At 60.2% G+C, this 21356-nt stretch carries 17 protein-coding genes; 3 read left to right on the forward strand and 14 right to left on the reverse strand.

Going from position 1 to position 21356, the window contains the following annotated elements; genetic code table 11:
* Positions 1-993 precede the first annotated feature (993 nt).
* Complete coding sequence (locus ACZ5AC_RS09570; RefSeq protein WP_464247390.1) at positions 994-4233, forward strand: PAS domain S-box protein; 3240 nt, start codon at positions 994-996, stop codon at positions 4231-4233.
* A gap of 112 nt (positions 4234-4345) precedes the next feature.
* Here the strand turns inward: ACZ5AC_RS09570 and ACZ5AC_RS09575 are convergent, their stop codons facing one another.
* Both ACZ5AC_RS09575 and ACZ5AC_RS09580 read right to left on the reverse strand, forming a co-directional pair.
* Complete coding sequence (locus ACZ5AC_RS09575) at positions 4346-5161, reverse strand: glutaminyl-peptide cyclotransferase (protein ID WP_464247391.1); 816 nt, start codon at positions 5159-5161, stop codon at positions 4346-4348.
* The gene (locus ACZ5AC_RS09580; RefSeq protein ID WP_464247392.1) at positions 5148-5303 is read right to left on the reverse strand and encodes a hypothetical protein; all 156 of its coding nucleotides are present in this window, start codon (positions 5301-5303) and stop codon (positions 5148-5150) included. Before ACZ5AC_RS09580 ends, ACZ5AC_RS09575 begins: the two co-directional genes overlap by 14 nt.
* 498 nt (positions 5304-5801) lie before the next feature.
* On the opposite strand from ACZ5AC_RS09580, the gene ACZ5AC_RS09585 reads away from it, so the two are divergent.
* Positions 5802-6353, forward strand: a complete 552-nt coding sequence (locus ACZ5AC_RS09585; RefSeq protein ID WP_464247393.1) for a hypothetical protein — start codon at positions 5802-5804, stop codon at positions 6351-6353.
* Between the two features lie 34 nt (positions 6354-6387).
* On the forward strand, positions 6388-7056 hold the full coding sequence (locus tag ACZ5AC_RS09590; protein ID WP_464247394.1) for a GntR family transcriptional regulator: 669 nt from the start codon (positions 6388-6390) through the stop codon (positions 7054-7056).
* A gap of 192 nt (positions 7057-7248) precedes the next feature.
* On the opposite strand, the gene ACZ5AC_RS09595 is transcribed toward ACZ5AC_RS09590, so the two are convergent.
* The 12 genes from ACZ5AC_RS09595 to ACZ5AC_RS09650 all read right to left on the reverse strand — a co-directional run bounded on the left by ACZ5AC_RS09595 (position 7249) and on the right by ACZ5AC_RS09650 (position 21314).
* Positions 7249-9177 (reverse strand): type IV pilus secretin PilQ, encoded by a 1929-nt coding sequence (locus ACZ5AC_RS09595; RefSeq protein ID WP_464247395.1) that lies wholly within the window; start codon positions 9175-9177, stop codon positions 7249-7251.
* A 147-nt stretch (positions 9178-9324) separates the two neighbouring features.
* Positions 9325-9816 (reverse strand): pilus assembly protein PilP, encoded by a 492-nt coding sequence (locus ACZ5AC_RS09600; protein ID WP_464247396.1) that lies wholly within the window; start codon positions 9814-9816, stop codon positions 9325-9327.
* A gap of 7 nt (positions 9817-9823) precedes the next feature.
* Positions 9824-10447, reverse strand: coding sequence for a type IV pilus inner membrane component PilO (locus ACZ5AC_RS09605; protein WP_464247397.1), 624 nt, complete (start codon positions 10445-10447; stop codon positions 9824-9826).
* Positions 10440-10931: a PilN domain-containing protein gene (locus tag ACZ5AC_RS09610; RefSeq protein WP_464247398.1), complete on the reverse strand. Its 492-nt coding sequence runs from the start codon at positions 10929-10931 to the stop codon at positions 10440-10442. Before ACZ5AC_RS09610 ends, ACZ5AC_RS09605 begins: the two co-directional genes overlap by 8 nt.
* A gap of 108 nt (positions 10932-11039) precedes the next feature.
* Positions 11040-12092: a type IV pilus assembly protein PilM gene (pilM, locus tag ACZ5AC_RS09615; RefSeq protein WP_464247399.1), complete on the reverse strand. Its 1053-nt coding sequence runs from the start codon at positions 12090-12092 to the stop codon at positions 11040-11042.
* Positions 12093-12633: 541 nt separating this feature from the next.
* Positions 12634-13791 (reverse strand): NADP-dependent isocitrate dehydrogenase, encoded by a 1158-nt coding sequence (gene icd, locus ACZ5AC_RS09620; RefSeq protein ID WP_464247400.1) that lies wholly within the window; start codon positions 13789-13791, stop codon positions 12634-12636.
* Between the two features lie 90 nt (positions 13792-13881).
* Positions 13882-14358 (reverse strand): chemotaxis protein CheX, encoded by a 477-nt coding sequence (locus ACZ5AC_RS09625; RefSeq protein WP_464247401.1) that lies wholly within the window; start codon positions 14356-14358, stop codon positions 13882-13884.
* 50 nt (positions 14359-14408) lie between these two features.
* Entirely contained in the window at positions 14409-15446 is a 1038-nt protein-coding gene (locus ACZ5AC_RS09630; protein WP_464247402.1) for a protein-tyrosine phosphatase family protein, read from the reverse strand.
* The gene (locus tag ACZ5AC_RS09635) at positions 15439-17895 is read right to left on the reverse strand and encodes a PEP/pyruvate-binding domain-containing protein (protein WP_464247403.1); all 2457 of its coding nucleotides are present in this window, start codon (positions 17893-17895) and stop codon (positions 15439-15441) included. Before ACZ5AC_RS09635 ends, ACZ5AC_RS09630 begins: the two co-directional genes overlap by 8 nt.
* Before the next feature lie 15 nt (positions 17896-17910).
* On the reverse strand, positions 17911-18282 hold the full coding sequence (locus ACZ5AC_RS09640) for a response regulator (RefSeq protein WP_464247404.1): 372 nt from the start codon (positions 18280-18282) through the stop codon (positions 17911-17913).
* Between the two features lie 81 nt (positions 18283-18363).
* On the reverse strand, positions 18364-20397 hold the full coding sequence (locus tag ACZ5AC_RS09645) for an ATP-binding protein (protein WP_464247405.1): 2034 nt from the start codon (positions 20395-20397) through the stop codon (positions 18364-18366).
* Positions 20394-21314 (reverse strand): phosphate/phosphite/phosphonate ABC transporter substrate-binding protein, encoded by a 921-nt coding sequence (locus ACZ5AC_RS09650; RefSeq protein ID WP_464247406.1) that lies wholly within the window; start codon positions 21312-21314, stop codon positions 20394-20396. The genes ACZ5AC_RS09645 and ACZ5AC_RS09650 overlap by 4 nt, the downstream gene beginning before the upstream one ends.
* Positions 21315-21356: the final 42 nt, after the last annotated feature.

A 21356-nucleotide genomic window follows, 5' to 3' on the forward strand; every position in this document is an offset into this window, starting at 1 on the left:
GAAAAAAACTCATTTTGAATCTTTTCCAGAAACTCGTCTGAATTTCCAAAACATCACACCTGGCCAAAACAAATATCTAAATTCCGGATATTTAGATATTTTTGGTCTGAAGAAACTTTCCAATAATTTTCCAGACTCTCCTTACGCAAAAACTGCTCAGTATAATCCACGAAGGCAACGCAAACACGTCACCATGGAGGAAAACATGAACGGATTCGAGGAGTTGTACAACACACTTCCGCCAATCTTTGCAACGTAATGGATGAATTAGCGGGTTGAACATGAAAGCGCCGTCGATACCCAGCCTGTTTGACCAACGCACTTACACATGGCTGTATATTAAGGCCCAGTTCAACAGCATATTCAACTTGAATCTCAAACTCTTTGAGCTAAATTTTTTCAAAAGGAACAGATCGGCCTGCTGATGTTAAGGCTCTAAGCCCCCGGAAACCTGAGAAATTCAGTTTTCTATGCGTAGTTTTCGGAATTTTTTTGAACAAACTATTTGAACAAGTGTGCCGGCTACAGTCGGGATAAAGCCTTAATCAATTCTATATTCTCCGCGTTAGCACCATGATGATCGTCAATTTTCAATCAGACAATGACACGAGCAGGGGCGGCGCACGTTGGCAAGGAAGATGGCGGCAGCGCAACGAGTAACCTCATGGGGCGCGTGGGGAGGTTTACAGTAGTCTTTGATCGGGGTTAGTTAAGTTTCTGCCAAAGCGAAGACGGGGACGCGAGCCAGCTGTTCCCTCGTCGGCAGGACGCGAGATTCAAGCAGAAAAGAGTCGAAGGCAGCCCCCCCTGCCCCCAGGACCCTTCGTCCGGTCGCGCCGGGTTTCATGCGCGTCTCGGGATTGCCCTGTTTTTCGCATGCCGGGGAATCGTGTAAGAAATTTCGTCCACAACCATCCTTCATGGTCTTTCAGGACCTAAACGGTGCGCATGTCACTCTCGCCATCAAGCTTTGAAGACCCCTTGGACCTGTTGATGGGCGCTCCCATCGGCATCTTCACATCCTCGCCCGAAGGCCGCTACCTGTCCGTGAATCCGGCCATGGCCCGGATTTTCGGCTACGAATCGCCCCAGGCATTGATAGATGCTTCCTCGGAGACTGAATCGGACATGCCTGTCGACACTGGCGGGGGAGGCACTTTCCCTGGGCTTCTGGACATCCAGGACGAAATTTTCGACCGGGAAACCCGTCACCTCCGCCGGGACGGCTCCGAGGTCTGGGTGTCCACCAGTGCGCGGGCCGTGCGCGACGGCTCCGGAAAAACGTCGCATTTTTTGGGGTTCGTCACCGAGATCACGCCCCGCAAGCAGGTCGAGGCGGCCCTGGCCCATGAACGGAACCTGTACCGCGATCTCGTCGCCTCGCAGCCCGCCGGAGTGTACCGGTTGCGCGTCCTGGCCCTAAAGCCCTGGGGCCCGGAAAAGTGGGTCGAAAAGTTGGAAACCAACTACACTCTTGAAATGGTCAGCGACCGGTTCTGCGAGATCCTGGGCGCGACCCGTGCAGAGTGTGAAGCCAGCGCGACCATCGCCCTCGATCGCATGCATCCCGAGGACAGGGCGGATTTCGTGGCCAGGAACGTGCTCGCCGTGGACTCACTGTCGCGCTTCACCTGGGAGGGGCGGATCGTCCATGCCGACGGCGACCGCTGGGTCCACTTCGAATCCGTGCCCAGAGCCCTGGACAACGGGGATGTGCTGTGGACCGGCATTCTGCTCGACATCTCGGGGTTCAAGCAGGCCGAGCGGGCATCGGGCCAGAGAGCCCGGGAGTTGGCCGCCCTGCACGAACTGAGCATGGTCGTCGGCTCCTCGCTGTCCCTGGACCAGATCGTGGCGGCCTCGGTGCGCGTGGTCCGGGAGACCACGGGCTCCGACATGGTCTATCTGTTCCTCAGGCAGGGAGAGCGTCTTGTGCTTCAGGCCGTGTGTCCGCAGGATTCGGAAATGCTGCTGCATGACGTTCATGAGCACCGGGTCGGGGAGTGTTTGTGCGGGCTGGCGGTGCTGGACGGCGAGCCGCTGTACTCCAGCGACATTCTCAGCGATGCCCGCTGCACCAGGCAGGAATGCAAGGAGGCCGGCATCCTGTCCTTCGCGGCGCTGCCGCTTCGCGACGGCAGGGACGTCATCGGCGGCATGGGGCTGGCTTCCCGAACAGCCAGGGATTTCCGCCCCCAATCCGAATTTCTGGAGACCCAGGCCCATCAGGTGTCCATCGCCCTGGTCAACGCCCGCCTCTATGAACAGGCCAACCAGGAACTGGACAGCCGCATCCAGGCCGAAAAGACATTGCGGGAGCGCGAGGAATTCATCCGCACCGTGCTGGACAACCTGCCCGTGGGCGTGGCCGTGAACACGGTCGCGCCGGACGTCAGGTTCGAGTACATGAACGAGCTCTTCCCCAGGTTTTACGGAACCACCAGGGAAGCCATGACAGCCCCCGAAGGGTTCTGGGAGGCCGCGTATCCCGAACCGGAATTCCGGGGCAAGATCCACGGAATGGTCATGGCCGACTGCGCCAGCGGGAGTTCCGAACGCATGTGCTGGGCCGACGTGCCCATCACCCGACAGGACGGGACCCGCTTCGTCACCGCCCGCAACATCCCGCTGCCGGGCACGAACCTGATGATTTCGACGGTCTGGGACGTGACCGAACGCAAAATGGCCGAGGAGGAATTGCGCAAAAGCAACGAACTGCTCTCGCTCTTCATCCGCAACTCCCCCATCTACGCCTTCATCAAGGAGGTGACCCCGGAAGAAAGCCGGGTTCTGGCAGCCAGCGAGAACTATCAGGACATGGTCGGCATTCCCGGGTCGCGCATGGTCGGAAAGACCATGGCGGACCTCTTCCCGGCCGATTTCGCGGCCAAGATCAGCGCCGACGACTGGGACGTGGTCTCCCGTGGCGAGATCCTGCGCGTGGACGAGGACCTGCGCGGCCGCCACTACACAACCATCAAGTTTCCCGTCCAGCTTGGCGAGAAAAAACTCCTGGCCGGGTACACCATCGACATCACCGAGCGCAAACAGGCGGAGCAGGCCATGGCCAGGGCCAAGGAGGCGGCCGAATCAGCCAGCCAGGCCAAGAATGAATTCCTGGCCAACATGAGCCACGAGCTGCGCACCCCATTAAACGGCGTCATGGCCATGATGCAACTCCTGGAGATGACGTCTTTGGATGGCGAGCAGACGGAGTACGTGCACCTGGCCAGAAAATCGTCCGAGCGGCTGACCCGGCTGCTGAGTGATCTGCTGGACATTTCGCGCATCGAGGCCGGCAAGGTCGAGATTCGTGAGGAGACGTTCGCGGTCCAGGAACTGCTCCAGTCCGTATCCGAACTCTTCAGCACCAGCGCGCAGAGCAAGGGCGTGTCCCTGGAGCTGTCGACGGATTCCTCCGTGCCGCCCCGGCTCAAGGGCGACGAGGCCCGGCTCAGGCAGGTGCTCTTCAACCTGGTGGGGAACGCCCTGAAATTCACGGACCAGGGCTTCGTGCGCGTGGAGCTGACGGCCCTTCCTCCTCGGGGGCGGGAGCATTGCCGCATCCTGTTTTCCGTCGTGGACACTGGCATCGGCATCCCCTCGGATAAACATCAGGATCTGTTCACTCCCTTCTTCCAGGTGGAAGGCGCCTACAATCGCAGGTACCAGGGCGCAGGGCTGGGCCTGGCCATAGTCAGGCGGCTGGTCGAGCTCATGGGCGGGCACATCATTCTGGACAGCGTGTTCGGAGAGGGGACGGCGGCCCACGTTGTGTTGCCGCTGGGCCTGCCCGAGAGCGGGGTGGACATCCGGACGAGCGCCGAGGATTCAGAATTTATCCCCGCCATGCGCGTGTTGCTGGCCGAGGACGAGCCGATCAACGCCCTGGCCGCGAGCAGGATGATCGAGCGGGACGGCCATGAGGTGATGGTGGCCGAGAACGGGCGCCAGGTCCTTGCTCTGCTCGAAGAACGCGAGTTCGACTACATCCTGATGGACATCCAGATGCCGGTCATGGACGGCGAGGAGACGGCGAGGGCGATCCGGTCCTCCGGCAAGGCCTATGCGGGCATCCCCATCATCGCCCTGACCGCCTACTCCATGAGCGGCGACCGCGAGAAATTCCTGGCGGCCGGGATGAACGACTACCTGTCCAAACCGTTCAGGATCGAGGAGTTGCGCAGGACCGTCAGACGTTGCGCAGGCATCGTGGGCCGAGGGACCGGCTAAGTCACCGCTCGGGCAGAGGGGGGAAGCGAATTTCTGGTTTCATCTGAAGTTATCGGTAGCTTTCAGAAGACCATGCCCGACCGTGATGCGACACGGTCGGCAAGGCATGGGCTCAGGACGTCAGGCGCACCTCGTACACCCTGTCCCACAGCTTTCCCGTGACGAAGACCCTGCCCGAAGCCCTGTCCACGGCGATGCCGTTCAGCACCGCCTCGGGCGAGACGCGCTTGTGGACCTCGAACATGCCGGAGAAGTTGAGCCAGGACACGACGCGGCCTGACGCGGGGTCGATCCGGGCGATGAGGTCCGTGGTGAAGACGTTGGCCCACAGCAGGCCGTCCACGTACTCGAGCTCGTTCAGCATGGACACGGCGCCGGCCGCGTCCCTGACTTCGGTGCGGCCGACTTCCAGCCCGGTCGTGGGGTCCAGGCGGCGCAGAGCGCTGCTGCCGTCGCTCAGCAGGAGGTGCCTGCCGTCATGCGTCAGGCCCCAACCCTCCCCGGCGTAGGAAAAGGAGCCGGCGTCCCCGAACGTGCGCAGGTCGTGCACGAACGCGATCCCCGACGTCCAGGTCAGCTGGATCAGACGCTCGCCCCACAGGGCCAGGCCCTCGCCGAAGTGCTCCGCCGGGAGGTCCTTGCGGCGCACGACCCTGCCGGTTTCGAGCTCGACCTGCCGCAGGGAGGACGTGCCCCAGCCCCCGGTGCTCTCGTACAGGAAGCCTTCGTGGTACAGCAGGCCCTGCGTGAAGGCCTTGGGGTCGTGGGGGAAGGAGTTGACGATTTCGAAGCCCTGCGCCGGGGCGCCGAAGGCTCCCGCCGGCAGCCCCGGCAGGGCTGAAACCGCCACGGCAGCCGCCAGGCCCAGGAAGCGCCGGCGGCTCAGTCCCCCTCCGCCCCGCCGCGGCGCGGGCCTAATGCATGCCACGCTTTACGAACTCCACACGATCGAGGAACCGGCGGGAGATGAAGTCCGCATCGTCGTTGTGCACAACCACATGCGGAGTGATGACGGACAGCACGTCCTGGGCCACATCCCTGGAAATGGCCGCGGCGCTCATTTTTCCCATGCCCTGAGTGCCCCCCTGGGCCGCTCTGCGGGCCTTACAACTAGTCGGCGAGGAACAATCAGGGCGACCAAACATAAATTCTCCAATAATGACGTCGTATTTCAACTCGTTATACACAATCATCCCTCATCACCATCAAAATTCGCGACTTCGGTTTTCCGGTCTTATTCTCGTCGCTCTGACGTGTGCGTGGCAGGTCAGTTTGACTTGGCCGATTTGCCGAGACATGTCCTTACGACACGACAGTCCCCTATTACCCTCATGCCTGCGGCAAGCTCCTCTTGAAAGTCAACACCGACGGCATTTTTGACACCTGGCACCCCATGCCCGCGCGAAACGGTCAAGAGCGCAAAATCCGATAAAAGACCTGCGATTGAGAACCCTGAAAACTATTACAGAAAAAAGATTATTGAAAAACAACCGGATTTGTGAAATAAACAAAAAAAATTATTGAAGAAATAAACTTGAGACTCGTAATCCGGCAGGTACTTGTGCATCATGGACACTCATCATAAACCCACTTCACGCAAAAACACCAAAATTTCATTCCGTACCGATGAAATCACTTTCGCAAAACTCAAAGCAGCTTGCCTGATTGAAAACAAGACAATTTCTTCTCTGATCGAAGACGTCCTCACCGAACACATTCTCTGTCAGGAAGCGCCCATGACATCTCCTGACGAGAAACGGCTCAGCCATAGAAAGCAGTGTTCCATTTCCGCAGTCATTTTTTTCAAAAACAATGGATCTGCTTTTTTCCATAATGGAACGATCGTGAACATGTCGTCATCGGCAATACAGGTACTTTTGAAAAGCGCACACCCCGAACATGAATTTGACGGCGGATTTGAAATTCTGTTTTCGCTTCCTAATCACGACCATCCGATGCTGCTCCCGTGCCGCTTTGTCAGGGCAAGCCACCTTCATGGGGAAACCCTGGTTGTCGCCCATTACGAATGCACGACCCCTGTCGAGAAAAATATTGTCAGACATTTTTTAACCACCGGCAATCTGGCGCATGATTATACCTCAAAAAAGAAGCTCCGGTAACTTCTGCTTTCTGACTGCATAAAGGACATATACGATGGAAACGAAAAGTCTATTGAAAAGAAGGGTATTGCGGGATGACGTTGCCGAATACCTCATGGAATCGATTTTACGCGGAGACCTCAACCCTGGTGACAAGATAATCGAGTCCAAACTCGCTCGTGAACTTTCCATCAGCCAGGGCGCAGTCCGCGAGGCCATCCGGGACCTTATCGCGCAGGGCGTGCTGGAAACCGAACCTTACAAGGGAACCCGTATCAGGACGCTCAGCAAGGAACAGCTCAACGACTACTACGACGTGCGCACCGAAATCGAGGCCCTCGCCGTACGCTGGAGCGTGATCAAGCACCGCTCAAGATATCTGGACCTAGACTATCTCAAGAGTTGCGTCGACAACATGGCCGCCTGCGTCGACATGAATGACACGAAGAACATGCGCAAGAACGACATGGCTTTTCATCTCGCCATCGTCCAGGGCGCACACAGCGAGTCTCTGGCCAAGGCGTGGCACTCCCTCGGCAACTACTACTGGACCTATATCGCGGTCTATTACGATCATGCCGCGTCCCTGCTCAATGCGCAGGTCGACAAGCACCGCATGATGTATGAGGCCATCGCTGGCGCCGACATCAACGCTTATGCCCAGTGCGTACGCGGCCATTACTTCGACGCCAACACTCTCTTCCCGGAGAAAGTTTCAGTCTGAACAATCTACAGTTCAACAGGCCGACCACGTCTTCACGTGGTCGCATTGAGGCATGAACCGCAACAGCGTCAACGGTTCATGCCTTTTTCTTTTCGTTCCTCGGCAGTGCCAACGCTCTGCGGTAGAGTTTGACGACAAAAAAAGGCCGCCCGGTGGCAGGCGGCCTTGGTGTAGCAGTGACGTATCGAGCGGTTACAGAATTCGAGGCTGAATGAAGATCAGGAGTTCGGCCTTATTTTTTGTATCATACGTATTCTTGAACAGCCAACCCAGTCCGGGAACATCTCCCAAGCCGGGGATCTGATTCACACCGTCTGATTCCGTGGTCTTGAGCACGCCGCCGATGACGATAGTCTCGCGGTCGTTGACCATCATCTTCGTCTTGGTCGACTTGGTGTCGATGTCGCGGCCGTCGCTCTTGGGGCTGTCGTCACTGATGTCCAGATCGAGGATGAGCTTGTTGTCGGGCGTGATCTGCGGCAGAACCGAGATTTTAAGCACCGCTTCCTCATATTCTGTAGTTGTACCGCCACTCTCGGATTCCGTAGCGGTGGCCAGCTTCGTACCTTGTTGAATCTCTGCACGGTTGTTGTTTAGTGTCAGTATGCGCGGCGAAGAAATCGTCTTGACCAAATTCTTTGTTTCGCCGAGTTGTAAAGAGGCATCAAGAGTCATGAGATCCTCTCCAAAAAGCTTCCCTATACTACCACCCAGCGTAATTCCGTTGACGGTGTTGATCGCATTGAGCGCTGTAATTTCGCCACTACCGCTCCATTGGTTGCTTGTACCAAAGTCCGTATCGTAAGTTGACCCCCACTTGACGCCCAAACTGCGCTGGAATTCGTCGGTGGCATACACAAGGCGGGCTTCGATCATGACCTGGCGCTCAGCCCGATCCAACTTCTTGATAAAGCTGTCGATCCTGTCCAGAGTCTCCTCGGTGTCGGTCACGATCAGGATGTTGGTGCGCGGGTCGGAGGAAGCGGTGCCGCGGTTCGGCGTCAGCAGGGATTTGACCTTGCCCTCGAATTCGGCGGCGGTGTTGTAATTGATCTGGATGTACTCGGTCTTCAGCGGCGCCAGGTTACGCATGCTCTCCTGGGCCTGGATGGCCGCCTCGCGGGCCTTCTGCAACTGGGCGCGCTCGGCCTCGAGCTTCGTGGCCGAGGCGATGCGCATGATGTTGCCCTTGATGACCATGCCCAGATTCTTCTGCAGGAGCACGAGGTCAAGAGCCTGATCCCAGGGGATGTCCACGAGCTTCAGGGAGATGTTCCCGGAGATGTCGTCGTCAAGGATGAGGTTGTAGCCGCTGATCTCGGAGATGAGACGCAGGACCTGTTCGACGGAAGCGTTCTGCAGGTCGATGGAAATTTTTTCGCCCGTGTAGTTTTCCTTCATGCCCGGGAAGAGCGTGTTCAGTTCCTGAATCTCGCTCTCCTTGTACACCGGTTCATCGGCGGCAGCCTTGTCGGCGGCTGCCATGGAGGCGGATTGGGACGACTTGCCCGTCTTGACCAAAACATGCGTCTCGTCGCCTTTGCGCAGGACGGAAAGGGCCGGGTTCTCCGCACCGGCAAAGACGAGGTAGGCGTTGCCGTCCTGGTCGTTGTAGGCGGTTACGGTCTCGATCTTGGTGCCTAGCTTGCTCACGTCGTATTTCTTGAGCAGGGACGGCTGGAATTGCGCCTTGCGGAAGGTCAGCCTGAACGCGTCGGCCTGCTCGGGAACGACCTCGAAGGGGAGGCTCGAATAGGTCACGACCTGCAGCGAGTCGCTTTTAGGCTTGAAATTGAGCGAGCTGATGACGTTCTTCGGCAGTTCCGGTGCCGGGATGTCGTCGGAGACGAGCATCAACCGTCCAAGGCTGTCGGACTGGCGGGAGAGAAGGAACTTGCTCTTGGAGTTCAGGAAGACGTTCAGAGCCTTGACCTGTCCGCCTTCCATCTCCTTTTCGAGCCGGCTGACCAGAGCCGTCTCGTTGAGGGGGAGAACGAAATCCGTGACACCGGGTGTGAAGAGGATCTTTACGTTCCTGTCTCCGTCGAAGTCGGCGTAGAGCTGCGTTCCCGCGTCCAGGGGGACGTCGATCATGGTCTTGCCGAGGGATTCCGACAGCACGGCTTCACGTCCGGCTGTGATCTGCGGGGCGTCCACAGAACCGGCGTCAGTGGTGGCAGGCTTGGAGTGTGTTGCGCATGAAGTCAGCACAACGATACAACTTAAAAGTAAGAATCCAGATATCGCTCTGAAAATCTTCATAGCACTCTACTCCTTCTCTTGCCGCAATCTTAAATTAATTGTTCTCTTTTTCGCTTCACCGAATACGTCGATGACATCCTCTTCAACTACGAGCAATTCGTTTCCGATGGACGTCACGACACCGTCATAGAGCCCGATGGTCATCCCGGGGCGGATCAGATAGCTCTTGCCATCGGGAAGTTCGACCATGGCCAGGGAAACCCCGGCGCCCTTGTTCAGGATGCCGATTAGCTTCAGACTGTGAACGTCGACCGTCTCCAGGGGAGTTGTCGCCTTTTTTTCGAGTTTTGCCTTCTTGGCCGCCTGCATCGCTTCGTATTCGCGAATCTTGATGAATGAGACGAAAGGATCGATTTTCCCGGCCCCGCTGTAAGGTGGATACGGGAACGTGATCCAGTCGGGGAACTCCCCTTCGGGCTGACCGGGTTGGGGTGCCTGGGCGCTGGCCGAGACACAGAGGAAGAGGACCAGGGTGGGAAGTAGAAGAAGTGCTTTCATGGCTGCGTCACTTTTTTGCTTGTTTTGCGGCTTCACGCGCCTTGATTTCCGCCTCGGTCAGGGCCCTGTAGACCTGCAACGTCAGGCTGGTGTTCAGGTATTTCTCCGTCGGGGAAAAGTCGGAGACCGGGCTGAAGGTGACGTTCTGGATGCTGACGAGGCGATCCAGCCTGGACAGCCGGTCGAAATAGGTCACCAGACGATGGAAGGTGCCGCTGATCTGCAGCTGGATGCTTCTGGTGGCGTAGAACTCATGAATCTGCTCGGCTCCGGGCTGGAACAGGATGAATTCCACGTTTTCATCACGCCCGAGCTGCTCGAAGGAGGACAGGAGCATTTCCAGCGCCCTGGCGTCTTCGGGCAGCAGCGTCTTGGCGTAGTACAGCTCCTTCTTCCGCAATTCCAGGCTGCGACGCAATTCGGGCAGGTTCGCGACCTGGGCCCTGAACATGGCGATGTCCTTGTCCAGTTTCTCGATTTCCTGCTTGGCCTTGGCGATCTGGATGAGCTTGTCGTCCAGGATGAAGTACCAGTACCCGCCGTAGACGGCCAGCGTCAGGACCAGAAATATCAGGAACTTCTGCAGGGCGGACAACGCACCTAATTTTTTGGAAACTGCGGATTTATCCATTTGTCGTTCCATTCGTATTTGTGTTTTCGAAATACTCCTGGGCCATCACGGAGCACTCGAAGGCCACCAGCCCGAGCCCGTCCACGGCCCGGCGGGATGTCCTGCGAGTATCCACCACCTTGATATATTTCGACAACCTGAGCCGTTCCACGTAGCTGGCGAAAACCTGGTTGTCCAGGGCGACTCCGCTCAGCGCGATATTGCCGTTGGCGTTGATCGTGAACGTCTCGAACCACATCTTGTCCTTGGGCATGTTCACGACGACCTCGTCGATGTATTTGACGGGCAGCCCCTGGCGCAGACGGATGTCCTTGATGACCTTGATGCGGGTCTCTATATCCTTGAGCTCCTGGATGACGCTGTTGACGATGGCGACCTCTTTTTCAAGAAGCGCCCGTGTCTGCTGCTTTGCGGCGACAGATGATTGCAGCGTGCTCAGTTCCGAGGAAAAATAATAATCGACTCCGTAGACTGACCCAAGCATCAACATAATGGCCAAGACGAAAAAGACTGCGCCTTTTTCGACATTTGTCGACTTCGATCGTTTTTGCTGAGGGAGTAAATTGATTTTTATCATAATAGGTTTCCAGGATTAAATTGCTCGCAGGGCAAGACCGAAAGGGACAACCATCTGTGGCCCTATCTCGTCAAGGTACTCTTTCTGGAACGTATTGTTGTCTACATGAATTTTGCGGAACGGATTATGATAGTGCACTTCAAGATTCAATTCTTTCTGAAAAACGTCGCGAAGGCCTCCAAGCAATGCCCCTCCTCCGGACAAGTAAAGAGACTCAGCAGGAGTTACGTTACTCGATGAAGAATGATAAAAACCGATGAGGCGCCTCAGTTCATCACACCAGTTCTTGAAGATCTTGTTCACGGCATCGGAGATGGACCGAAGATCCTTATCCCCGAGATCTTCCTTTCCGCTGAGTTTGATGCGTTCCGCGTCCAGGCGCTTGATGTTCAGGATGGATGCGAGAGACTCCGTGACCGCCCTGCCGCCAAAGGAAACCTCGCGCAAAAAGGATGGCTGACCGTTGTGATAGATGCAAAATACGCTCTGCGCGCCGCCGATATCGAGGAGATAGACGGGCTTCTCCTGAAACTCCGGGTAATTGTGCTCGAAACTGTTGCACAGGGCGAAGGAGTCCACGTCGATCACCGAAAGGGAAAGCCCTGATTGCGAGATGACGTCGCTCAGGTTCTGAACCACCTTCTTCTTGCTCGCAACGAGCAGAACGTCGTAGCTCTTATCTTTCTGGCCCGGGCCGAGGACCTGATAATCCAGGAAGACGTCATTGATGTCGAAAGGAATGTACTGACGGGCGTCCTTCATGACCGTATCGCCGATGGCCTTCGCAGATTCGGCCTCGAAAACGACCCGCTTCACGATGACCGCATGACCCGCCATGGACGATACGACCACCTGCTCCTTGAGCTGAAGCTCTGACCAAAGCCCGTTGATCTTCTTCGCCGTGGCCGAACTGCTATCCAGATCACCCGGCTGCCAAGGACAGCGGGCCATGCTTTCCAGGACCATGTCGCCTTTACCCGGCCGAATCTTCACCATCTTCAGCCATTCACTTCCAAGATCCAATCCGACGCCGGCGTTTTTCTTTGAAAAAAAACCTAGATTTTTCACAGCGTTACGTCCTCGGTGATTATTTTCGCGACCCAAGACCCTGCATTTATTCGTTGATACTTTTCTAACTAACACAAAACGCGTCGTCAAAGCAAGAAATAATGAGTAGAAAAACAATGCGCAGCCTAAAGAACTTTTCGCATGCTGATGCAGACGCTTTTGCCTAAATCCTGACTCTTTTTGTCAGTACACGTACTGACTCTACCCAAATAAGCACACAACGCCATCATCGTTACGTCATGCTGACATCGATTCACACCTCTTTTACGCTCCGTGTCCCTCCGAAAAAAGATCACGCAATGAATCCATGGCCGATAATCAGCCTCGCTCATCCCCGTGCGCTACTGTAGTGTCGTCAAGACAGCGTTCCCCGTAGCCGCTCCGCGGCGACGAAAAAAAACCCGCTCCGGTAAGGAGCGGGCTTGCGGTAATATAACGGCTCTGTCCGAAGAATCATGCGGCTGGAATGATCCGTACGTATCGGATGCATCGCGCAGCATCGATCTGCAGCAGATTGCCGTGCGGCCAGGCGCGTGACGTTCTAGACCCGTTCCAGATTGGCCAGCAGGATCTGTCCGAATTCCACGCATCCGACCTGACGTGCGTCCGTCATCTGCGAGGCTAGGTCCACGGTCACGCGGCCTTCAGCGATGGCCAACTCCACGGCCTTGCGGATTCGGCCTGCAGCTTCGTGCCAGCCGACGTGATCGAGCATGAGCGCGCCCGACAGGATGAGGCTTCCCGGGTTCGCGAGGTCCTTGCCCTCGATGGTCGGGGCCGTGCCGTGGGTGGGCTCGAAGAACGCCAGATCGGAACTCATGTTCACCCCGGGCGCCAGGCCCAGGCCGCCGACCTGAGCGGCCAGGGCGTCGGAGAGGTAGTCGCCGTTCAAGTTCGGCGTGGCGATGACATCGTAATTCTCGGGGCGGATGAGCACCTCCTGGAACATGGCGTCGGCGATCCTGTCCTTGAGCACCAGGGCACCGGGAGGGCAGCAGTCCTGGCCTTCCTGGATGACGCGGCCGGCGAACTCCTCGGCGGCCAGTTCATAGCCCCAGTTGCGGAAGGCGCCCTCTGTGAACTTCATGATGTTGCCCTTGTGGGCCATGGTCACGCTGCGGCGCTTCTGATCCAGGGCGAACTGGATGGCCCGCCGGATGAGGCGCTTGGAGCCCTTGGCCGTCATGGGCTTGATGCCGATGCCGCTCTCGGCGTCGACGTTCGCGCCCATCTCGTCCCGGAGGAAGGCGATGAGCCGCCGGGCCTCGGCGCTGCCCGCCTGCCACTCGATACCGGCGTAGACATCCTCGGTGTTCTCGCGGAACACGACCATGTCCACCCGCTCGGGGTGCTTGACCGGGCTTTCGATGCCCTTGAAATACTGGATGGGACGGATGCAGGCGAAGAGGTCGAGAGTCTGCCTGAGCGTCACGTTCAGGCTGCGAAACCCCTTGCCGACCGGGGTCTCCAGGGGCCCTTTCATGGCCAGGTCGGCACCCTTGAGAGCCTCGAGCGTCGACTCGGGCAGGTAGGAACCCGTTTCGGCAAAGGCCTTCTTGCCCGCCAGCAGCTCCACCCACTCAAAGCCCCGTCCGTCGCCGTAGGCAACCTCCACCGCCCTGTCCAGAACCGGGCGACCGGCGGCCCACACTTCCTTTCCTATCCCGTCGCCCTCGATGAAATATACCCTGCGCTTCATATCTTCTCCTCTCACGAATGAATAAAACCCCTCGCGGGGTTTTTTCGGATAGTAAAAGATTATTGATCGCGCAACTGACAAAAAGGGGCCTCAGCTGAAGCAGACCTCCACCATCAGCGGCCCGTACTGCGTCTCGAACGGGATGGCCAGGACGGCGCTCGTGGAAACGTGGCGGATGATGTGGCCGGAACCGGTGATGACGGAAGGGATGGCGCCTTCGAAAATCATGCCCATGCCCACAAGGCCCTTGCGGGCCTGTCCGGAGATCATGTTGGTCAGTTCCCCGACGGCGTCGGTCACCGCATCGTTGATCTCGGTCTGCTCCTCATAGATCATCGCGCTGACGATCCCCAGTGCAGTTGCGGCCGTGAACGTCAGCGACATCGTCCCCCTGCTTTTGCCCTTGGGGTTGGAGAAGCCGATGACGCCCGTAATGTCGCCCTTGGCGCTTGCATCCTGCTTGACGAAGGGAGTGCCGGCCTTGGCCTCGGTCATGGCCATGGTCTGCAGCACCGATGTCGTTGCGTCCACGAACTGCGCGATGATGCCTTTTATCGTATCATTCATATTGATGCACCTTTCTCATTTTCCTGAATTGATGGAAAAGCTGCGATCCGTCACTGCGATTTGACCATGAGGTGAAAGAGCGCCTGTACATATCTCCCCGAAACCACGTCCGCCAGCGCGAAGTGCGGCAGGGCCCCCCGTGCCATGGTGCCGGCGAAAGCGAGCCACAATTCGAGAGAAAGGGCTTCCAGGGCGGGTGCGAGGACCGTTTCCCAGAGTCTGCCGGCCTTCTCCTCGTTCATGCTGAAGGAGCGGCATTGCAGGGGGCGGGAGGAAAAGAGGATGCACGACCCGTTCTCCAGCAGCGGACACCTGGCGTCTGCGTCGGACAGGCAGAACTCCTCGGCGCTGACCTGGCTCGCCGCCAGGCGTTCCCGCCGAGCCGTCTCCACGGCCCGGGCGATGACCTCCAATCGCTTTTCGCTGCTCAGCACCACGTTCATCCTCTGCGTGACGTACACGGCCTCGACCATGCTCAGCCGAATGGGCGTGCTGCAACATCTGGCGTGGTCCCGGCCGCACATTTCCAGAGGCCTGCCCGCCTCGTCGTCGACCCGGGACTGCAGCGCCTCGTAGTCGCGGAAGAACGGGCTGAGGTCCACGGCCTTGTGCATTTCCAGCGACGGCTCCCGCACGGTCAGCTTGGGGCTTTGCCGCCCGTATTTGCGGATGGTCCACCACTGCGAGAAGTTCGCCGGCTTGGAGCGCAGGGAGCGCAGCTTGAACCAGGCCAGCCGGTGCCCCAGGCCCCTGCGCAACAGGTAGGCGTTGAGCACGGTTCCGGTGCGCCCGATGCCGTGCCGGCAGTGGATGAGCACCTTCTTGCCCAGATAGATAGCCTCGTCGAGCCAGGCCAGGGCCTTTTCCAGCTCCGCCAATTCCGGGGCCTCCTCGTCGGCCAGAGGCATGTGGTAGACCTCGAACCCTGCCGCGCACTCGATGTCGTGCAGGTCGCAGAACTCGCCGCAGAGGTTGAGAATGGCCCCGACCCCGGCCTCGCGCAGGTAGTCGAGCTGCTCGTAGCTCATGGGCGCGGCACCCACGGCCAACTGGTCCGTGACCCAGGTCGCCCTGTAGGCCTCACTCATGGGCTGCCTCCGGGAAAAAGTTCTGCATGAAGGAAGCCGCTTCCCGCTTGGCCTGCGGCACATCCGCGAGCCGGATGTCCATGAGCCGCGTCACGGCGAGGACGAGGCCCAATGCGCGCAGGGCCGTCGCCGTCTCCTCCATGCCCAGCCGGGCCAGGGAAGCGTCGAGCATGTCCCCCCGGATGACCGTCTCGTAGCCGAACCGTTCCAGGACATCGCGCACGAAGATCAGCCGGTATGCGCGCTGGTTCAGGGCCGCCCCGCCGCCCTTGAACCGGAACTTGACGTAATTCGCACCGGGCGTGCCGCCGCACAGCGAGTCGACGATGGAAAAGTGGTACCCGAAACGGATGTTCAGGTGCATGTATTCCCCGGCGATGATGGCGTAGCTGGCGAGAATTCTGGAATCCATGCGGAAGATGCCCGAACTGACCCGGTCGAGCTCCTCCCAGTCCACGTGCAGCTGGCTGCTGTCCCAGGTCACCCGCCCGTCGGCCAGCCCGGCCCACATGGCGCGCAAGGGGGCGCTGTCCACAAGTTCGACGCCTACCGGCCCCTTGCTCCCGGCCTGCGGCGAAAGCCCCCCTCCCAGGTCCAGGACGTACATGACCAGGGGCAGCTCCGTGACCAGCCTGCGCGACCGGCCCAAACCCCGGCCTCCCCGGCCGACCAGGGAGAACATCTCGGCCACGCTCTTCTCGTGGCAGAAACGCACCACGTCGTGCAGGGACCGGCACCCCTCGGGCGTGAAATTGTCCGCCTCGGGGTCGATCAGGCCGAGATGCACGGTCACGGCGGCCAGGTCTTCGTTCCCGGCACGGATCCTGGCGTGCATTCTCTCGACGTCGGGACTCAAGGCCATGACGCCCGGCAGACAGTCGGCAAAGATCTTTCCCGCGCCGCCGTCCACGGTCACCACCTCCCCCTCGCCCAGCACGCCGGGTCCGCACCCCACCACGACGGGCACGCCCCGCTCCCGCGCCACGGAAGCCAGGTGGCTGGCCCGGCTTCCGCTGCCGGCCACGATGCCGGCGATGCGGTCCAGGAACTGCGAAAGGGCCGGCCGCAGCGACGCCGTCACGACCACGGAACCCTGCGGGATGGACCGGAAATCCGCGCCGGAGGCCACATGGAAGACGGGCCCGCAAGCCGCTCCCGGGGAGGCGCAGTCCAGGTCCGAAACGAGCAGCCGGGCGGCCTTGGCCTCTTCGGAGGAAAATGCCTCGCGGTCCTCGTCCTGCTGGAGGCGCCTCGACTGCAGGATGATCAGCCCGTCAGGCCCCAGGGCCCACTCCACGTCCTGGGGCTCGCCGAAAACGTTCTCCAGACGCATGCACCACCCACCAAGCTCCCGCAGCACGCTGTCGTCGACCATCGGCGCGCTCTCGCAGGCGCAGCCCATGAGGATGTCGGGCTCGGGGTCCCGCGTCAGGTAATGCTTGCCGGGCGTGGCGGAACCGTCGACCAGATTGGCGGCCAGGCCGCCGACGACATAAACGCCCACGGCTTTCCCGCCCACCGCGGCGCAGGCCGGGTCGCGGGTGTAGACCACGCCCGCGGCCCGGGCGCGGACCATGGGCAGGACGAGCACCGCCATGGCCGTGTCGAAATCCGTCAGCCCGTGCCGGATGCGGTAGGCCACGGCGCGAGGGCAGTATTTCCCGGCCAGGACCCGCTTGTACGCGCCCAGGACATCGCCGGGGGCCACGTCCAGTTCGCTGGCATACTGCCCGGCGAAGGATATCTCCCCGTCCTCGGCCACGGCGCTCGACCTCACGGCCAGCCGCACGCCCTCCAGACCGCTGCGCCTGAGCGCGTCCGTCATCTCCGCGGCGACATCCGCAGGAACTTCGGCGGCGAGAATCAGCTCCTGCAGTTCCCCGGTCGCGCGCACGATGGCGTCATGGTTGGAGAGGGACACGTCCCGAAAACGGAGTTCGACCTCCTCTACCAGGGCATTGTCCCGCAGGTACCTGGCAAAGGCCGACGCCGTGACCACGAACCCCGGAGGGGTCGGAACGCCATGGCGGCGCGCGAAGGACAGGTTGGCCGCCTTGCCTCCGGTCTGGCCGGGATTTTCCCAGGCCTGGTCGAGGCCCAGGACATAGGGGGGATCGGCGGCGGGGGACGGTTGCGTCACCAGTCTCGATATCTCCGCGGAAATCCGTTCCAGGTTCCCGGGGAGGATTTCGTAGGCCTGCGGGTTCATGAGGCCGAGGCAATCCGCCATCTCGCTCACGCGCCGGGTCAGCTGCGCGAGCAGGAACCTGATCCGGGCCATGTCGGCCGGGTCGTGACCGTAGAGATGGGCGTCAAGGTCGGCGATGAGGTCCAGCGCCTTGGAGTCGCTGCGCAGCAACTCCTTGAAGTGCCCGTACTTCTCCCGGATATGGCGGTTGGGCGCCAGCAGGCGGGTGAACCAGTGGCGCAGCAGACGTGACGCGATCATGCAGCCTCTCCCGCCTCAGCCCTGGGACCCGCTTTTCAGGACTTCCGCGACCTTGGATTCCAGTTCTTCCTTGTCGATGGGCTTGACGCAGTATTCGCTGGCCCCGAGCTTGAGGGATTCGCGCGCCGTTTCCAGAGTGGGGTACCCCGTCAGCATGATGACCCGGATGCCGGGGTCGTGCCTCTTCAACTCGGCCAGGACCTCCACGCCCGTCATCTTCTTCAGCTTGATGTCGAGGATGGCCAGGGCGGTCCCGCCCTTGGCCACGTGCCGGATGGCCTCTTCCTCTTCGGTGAAGGCCGTGACCTGATGGCCCTGGCGTTCCAGGATCCTCTTCACCAGCACTCCCGCATCGGAAACGTCATCCAGGACTATGATCGAAGCCATGCATTTCTCCTTGCTCACGCTCGGTCCGCTGAAACGCGGGGCCGCGCGTGTTCGATCGGTTCAGACGTGAAGACCGGCCCCTCAGGGAAAGGTGCAGTGGTCCAGGGGGATGTCCACCGTGAAAATCGTCCCCGGTCCGCTGGTCGCCCCCGCGGGCAGCGGCGGCAGGTCGAAGTCCTCCGGCAGGGGGCTGTCCACCCGGATGTCCCCCATGTGGTCCTTGACGATGCCGAAGGACACGGAAAGCCCGAGTCCCGTCCCCTTGCCCACGGACTTGGTGGTGAAGAAGGGGTCGAATATCTTCTTGGCCGTCGTCTCGTCGATGCCCGAACCGCTGTCGGCCACCTCCAGCGTGACGATGCCCTTGGGCGTCTTGAGCTTGGTTCTGACCACGATGACGCCGCCCGACTCGGGCATGGCGTCCTTGGCGTTGGTAAGCAGGTTGATCCAGATCTGCTTGAGCTTCTCCGGATCGCCGTAAATGATGGGAAAGCTGTCGTCGAGACGGGTCACGATGTCCACATGATCCAGGGCGAAGGAATGCCGGACCAGGGAAATGGCCTCCATGACGGAGTTGTTGAAGCACATCTCGCGCTTCTCGGATTCGCCCTGGCGGGAAAAGCCCAGGAGGTCGGCCACGATCTTGCGGCAGACCTTGGTCTGCTTCTCGATGATGGCCAGGTCCTGGCTGAGCTGGCTGTCGGCCGGCGCGTCCTCCTTGAGAAGCTGGGCGTAGCCGAGGATGATCCCCAGCGGCGTGTTGATCTCGTGGGCCACTCCCCCGGCCAGCTTGCCGATGGATTCCATCTTCTGGGCCTGGATCAGCTGCTGCTCGTACTCCTTGATGTCCGTGACGTCCCTGTCCATGCGCAACAGGCCCACGATACGGCCGGACTCGTCCTGGACCGGAATCTGGACCACATGGAACCACTTGACCCCGCCCGGCGCCTCCACCTTCTCCTGCCGGTCCACGCGGCCGCCCGTGAGCAGCACCTCGCGGCCTTCGAGGTTGCGGCGCTCTGCCTCGTCTTCGGGGAAGAGGTGGAAGTCGTTCAGACCCTGGATTTCCTCCACGTTCCTGCCCACGCTCTGGGCGAAGGCCCGGTTGCAGGTCTGGTAGATCATGCGCGTGTCAACCAGGGAGATGAGGTCCGGGTTCATGTCCAGCACCGTGGACAGGAGCCGCTGCTGGTTGGTCAGGGTCTGCTCGGCCTGGCGCAGCCCGCGGATGTGGTCGCGCAGGGTGAAGGCCATGAAGTCGAGGGACTCGGCCAGGTCCTGGATCTCGTCGCCGACGCTCTGCAGGAAGACCGGGCAGTCCCGGCAGCTGGCCGGTTTGGGTCCGAGCTTGCAGGCGTGACCGGCGCACTTGGTGTCGGGCACCAGCCAGCACCTGCGCACCCGGTCGTGGTGGGCCGGGCAGCTCTTTTCGTTGCAGTGCATGATCTCCCAGCAGAAATGCTCGCCGGGCAGAACGGAAAGACTGTCGAGGCTCCCGCCCACAAGCTCCTCGGCGTGGGCGCGCAACCGCGCCAGCCGCCGCGTCACCGTTCGGGCGAAAAGGCTGCCGAGGGCCATGGCGGCCAGGAGGACGCCGCCGAACATGGTGGCCAGCGCGGAGATGAACTGCTTGGTGGTGGCGCTCAGGCGCGACTTGGACAGCCCGAGGCGGACGGTGCCGATGCGCTCGCCCGAAACGAGGATGGGCGCGGCAAAATCGTAGATGAAGATCTCGCCGGTATCGATGAGCTGCACCCTCACCTTTTCGTCCGTCGCCACGACATTCGCCGCGATGAGCTCCACAGGGAAGCCCTTGATGAAGGAATGCGTGACGACCCGGTCGTCCGCGTTCATGACGAAGGCGTAGACCATGTCCCCGGTCTCCCCGACCATGTTGCGCAGGGTCAGGTAGTCCTGCGCCAGAAGGGGGTTCACGGCCCTGGCCGCCAGGCTCTCGGCCAGGGCGGCGCCGCGCAGCTTGTTCTCCGCCACCAGGGCCGAGGACGTCATGCTCGCCACGACCGGCAGCAGGAAAACGGCCATGCCGAGGACGATTGCGATGATGCCCAGGTTCAGCTTGGTCTCGAATTTCAGGCGGGAGATGCGCCCCTTCATCGTATATCCTCGCCGAGATTCAGGCGCGTGATCAGTTCGCGAATGGGCCCGTAGTCATCGTCCCTGGCCGGGATGATGTCGACCATGCCGGCAGCCGAGAGAATCTTCGCGTGATCGTGGTCTCTGATCTGCAACCCCAGAAGAGCCTTGGATATCTTGTCCCTGGCGGCCGGATCGAACCCCTTGCGCGCGGAATAGACCCACCCCGGATAGGGACGGCTTTCGGCCAGGACGCGAATCTGATCCAGGTCGATCTTGTCCCGCACCACGTCCAGGGTGCCCTTGCGGATCGTGCCGACATCATAGGCCCCGGCGTACACGGCCAGCACGACCGCTTCCTGGCGCCCGCCGGAACCCGTGGCGAAGGCGACCTCCTGGAAATCCTCGCGGGTGATGCCGTGGTCGTAGAAAAGTCCCATGGGGTAGAGATAGCCGCCGGCGGAATTAGGGTCCACGGCGATGAGCCTCTTGCCCCTGCAGTCCTCCAGGCGGTTGATGGCCGGGTTGTCCGCCCGCACGATGACCTGGCCCTGAAAGTCCGCGCCGGTGTCGGCTTCGACGATGCGGGCGAAGGCCTCCGAGCCCAGGCGGGCCAGGGAGATGTAGACGAAGGGGTTGGTGAAGGAGATGTCGATCTCGCCCCGCTCGACCATCTTGATATGCTCGGCGAAGGTGTTGGGGAATATCTGGCGCAGGGAAAGCCCGGTCTTGTGGCGCAGATATTCCAGCAGCCTGCGGTGGCGCTCGAAGGAGACGGAATGGGAGTACTGGGGCAGGTAGGCGTACGTGATGGCTTCCGTCGTCCCGGGGGGGGCGACGCTCTCCACTCTCGACATGTCCACCCTGACCACGGGCTCGTCCTCCGAACACGCGGGCAGGCAGGCAAGGAGAAGAAAAAGGAGAAAACGCACGATCATGGACACTCCTGCACAGGTAACCAAGGCTGCGACCGCAACCTT

It is taken from the genome of Desulfomicrobium aestuarii, assembly GCF_055385525.1.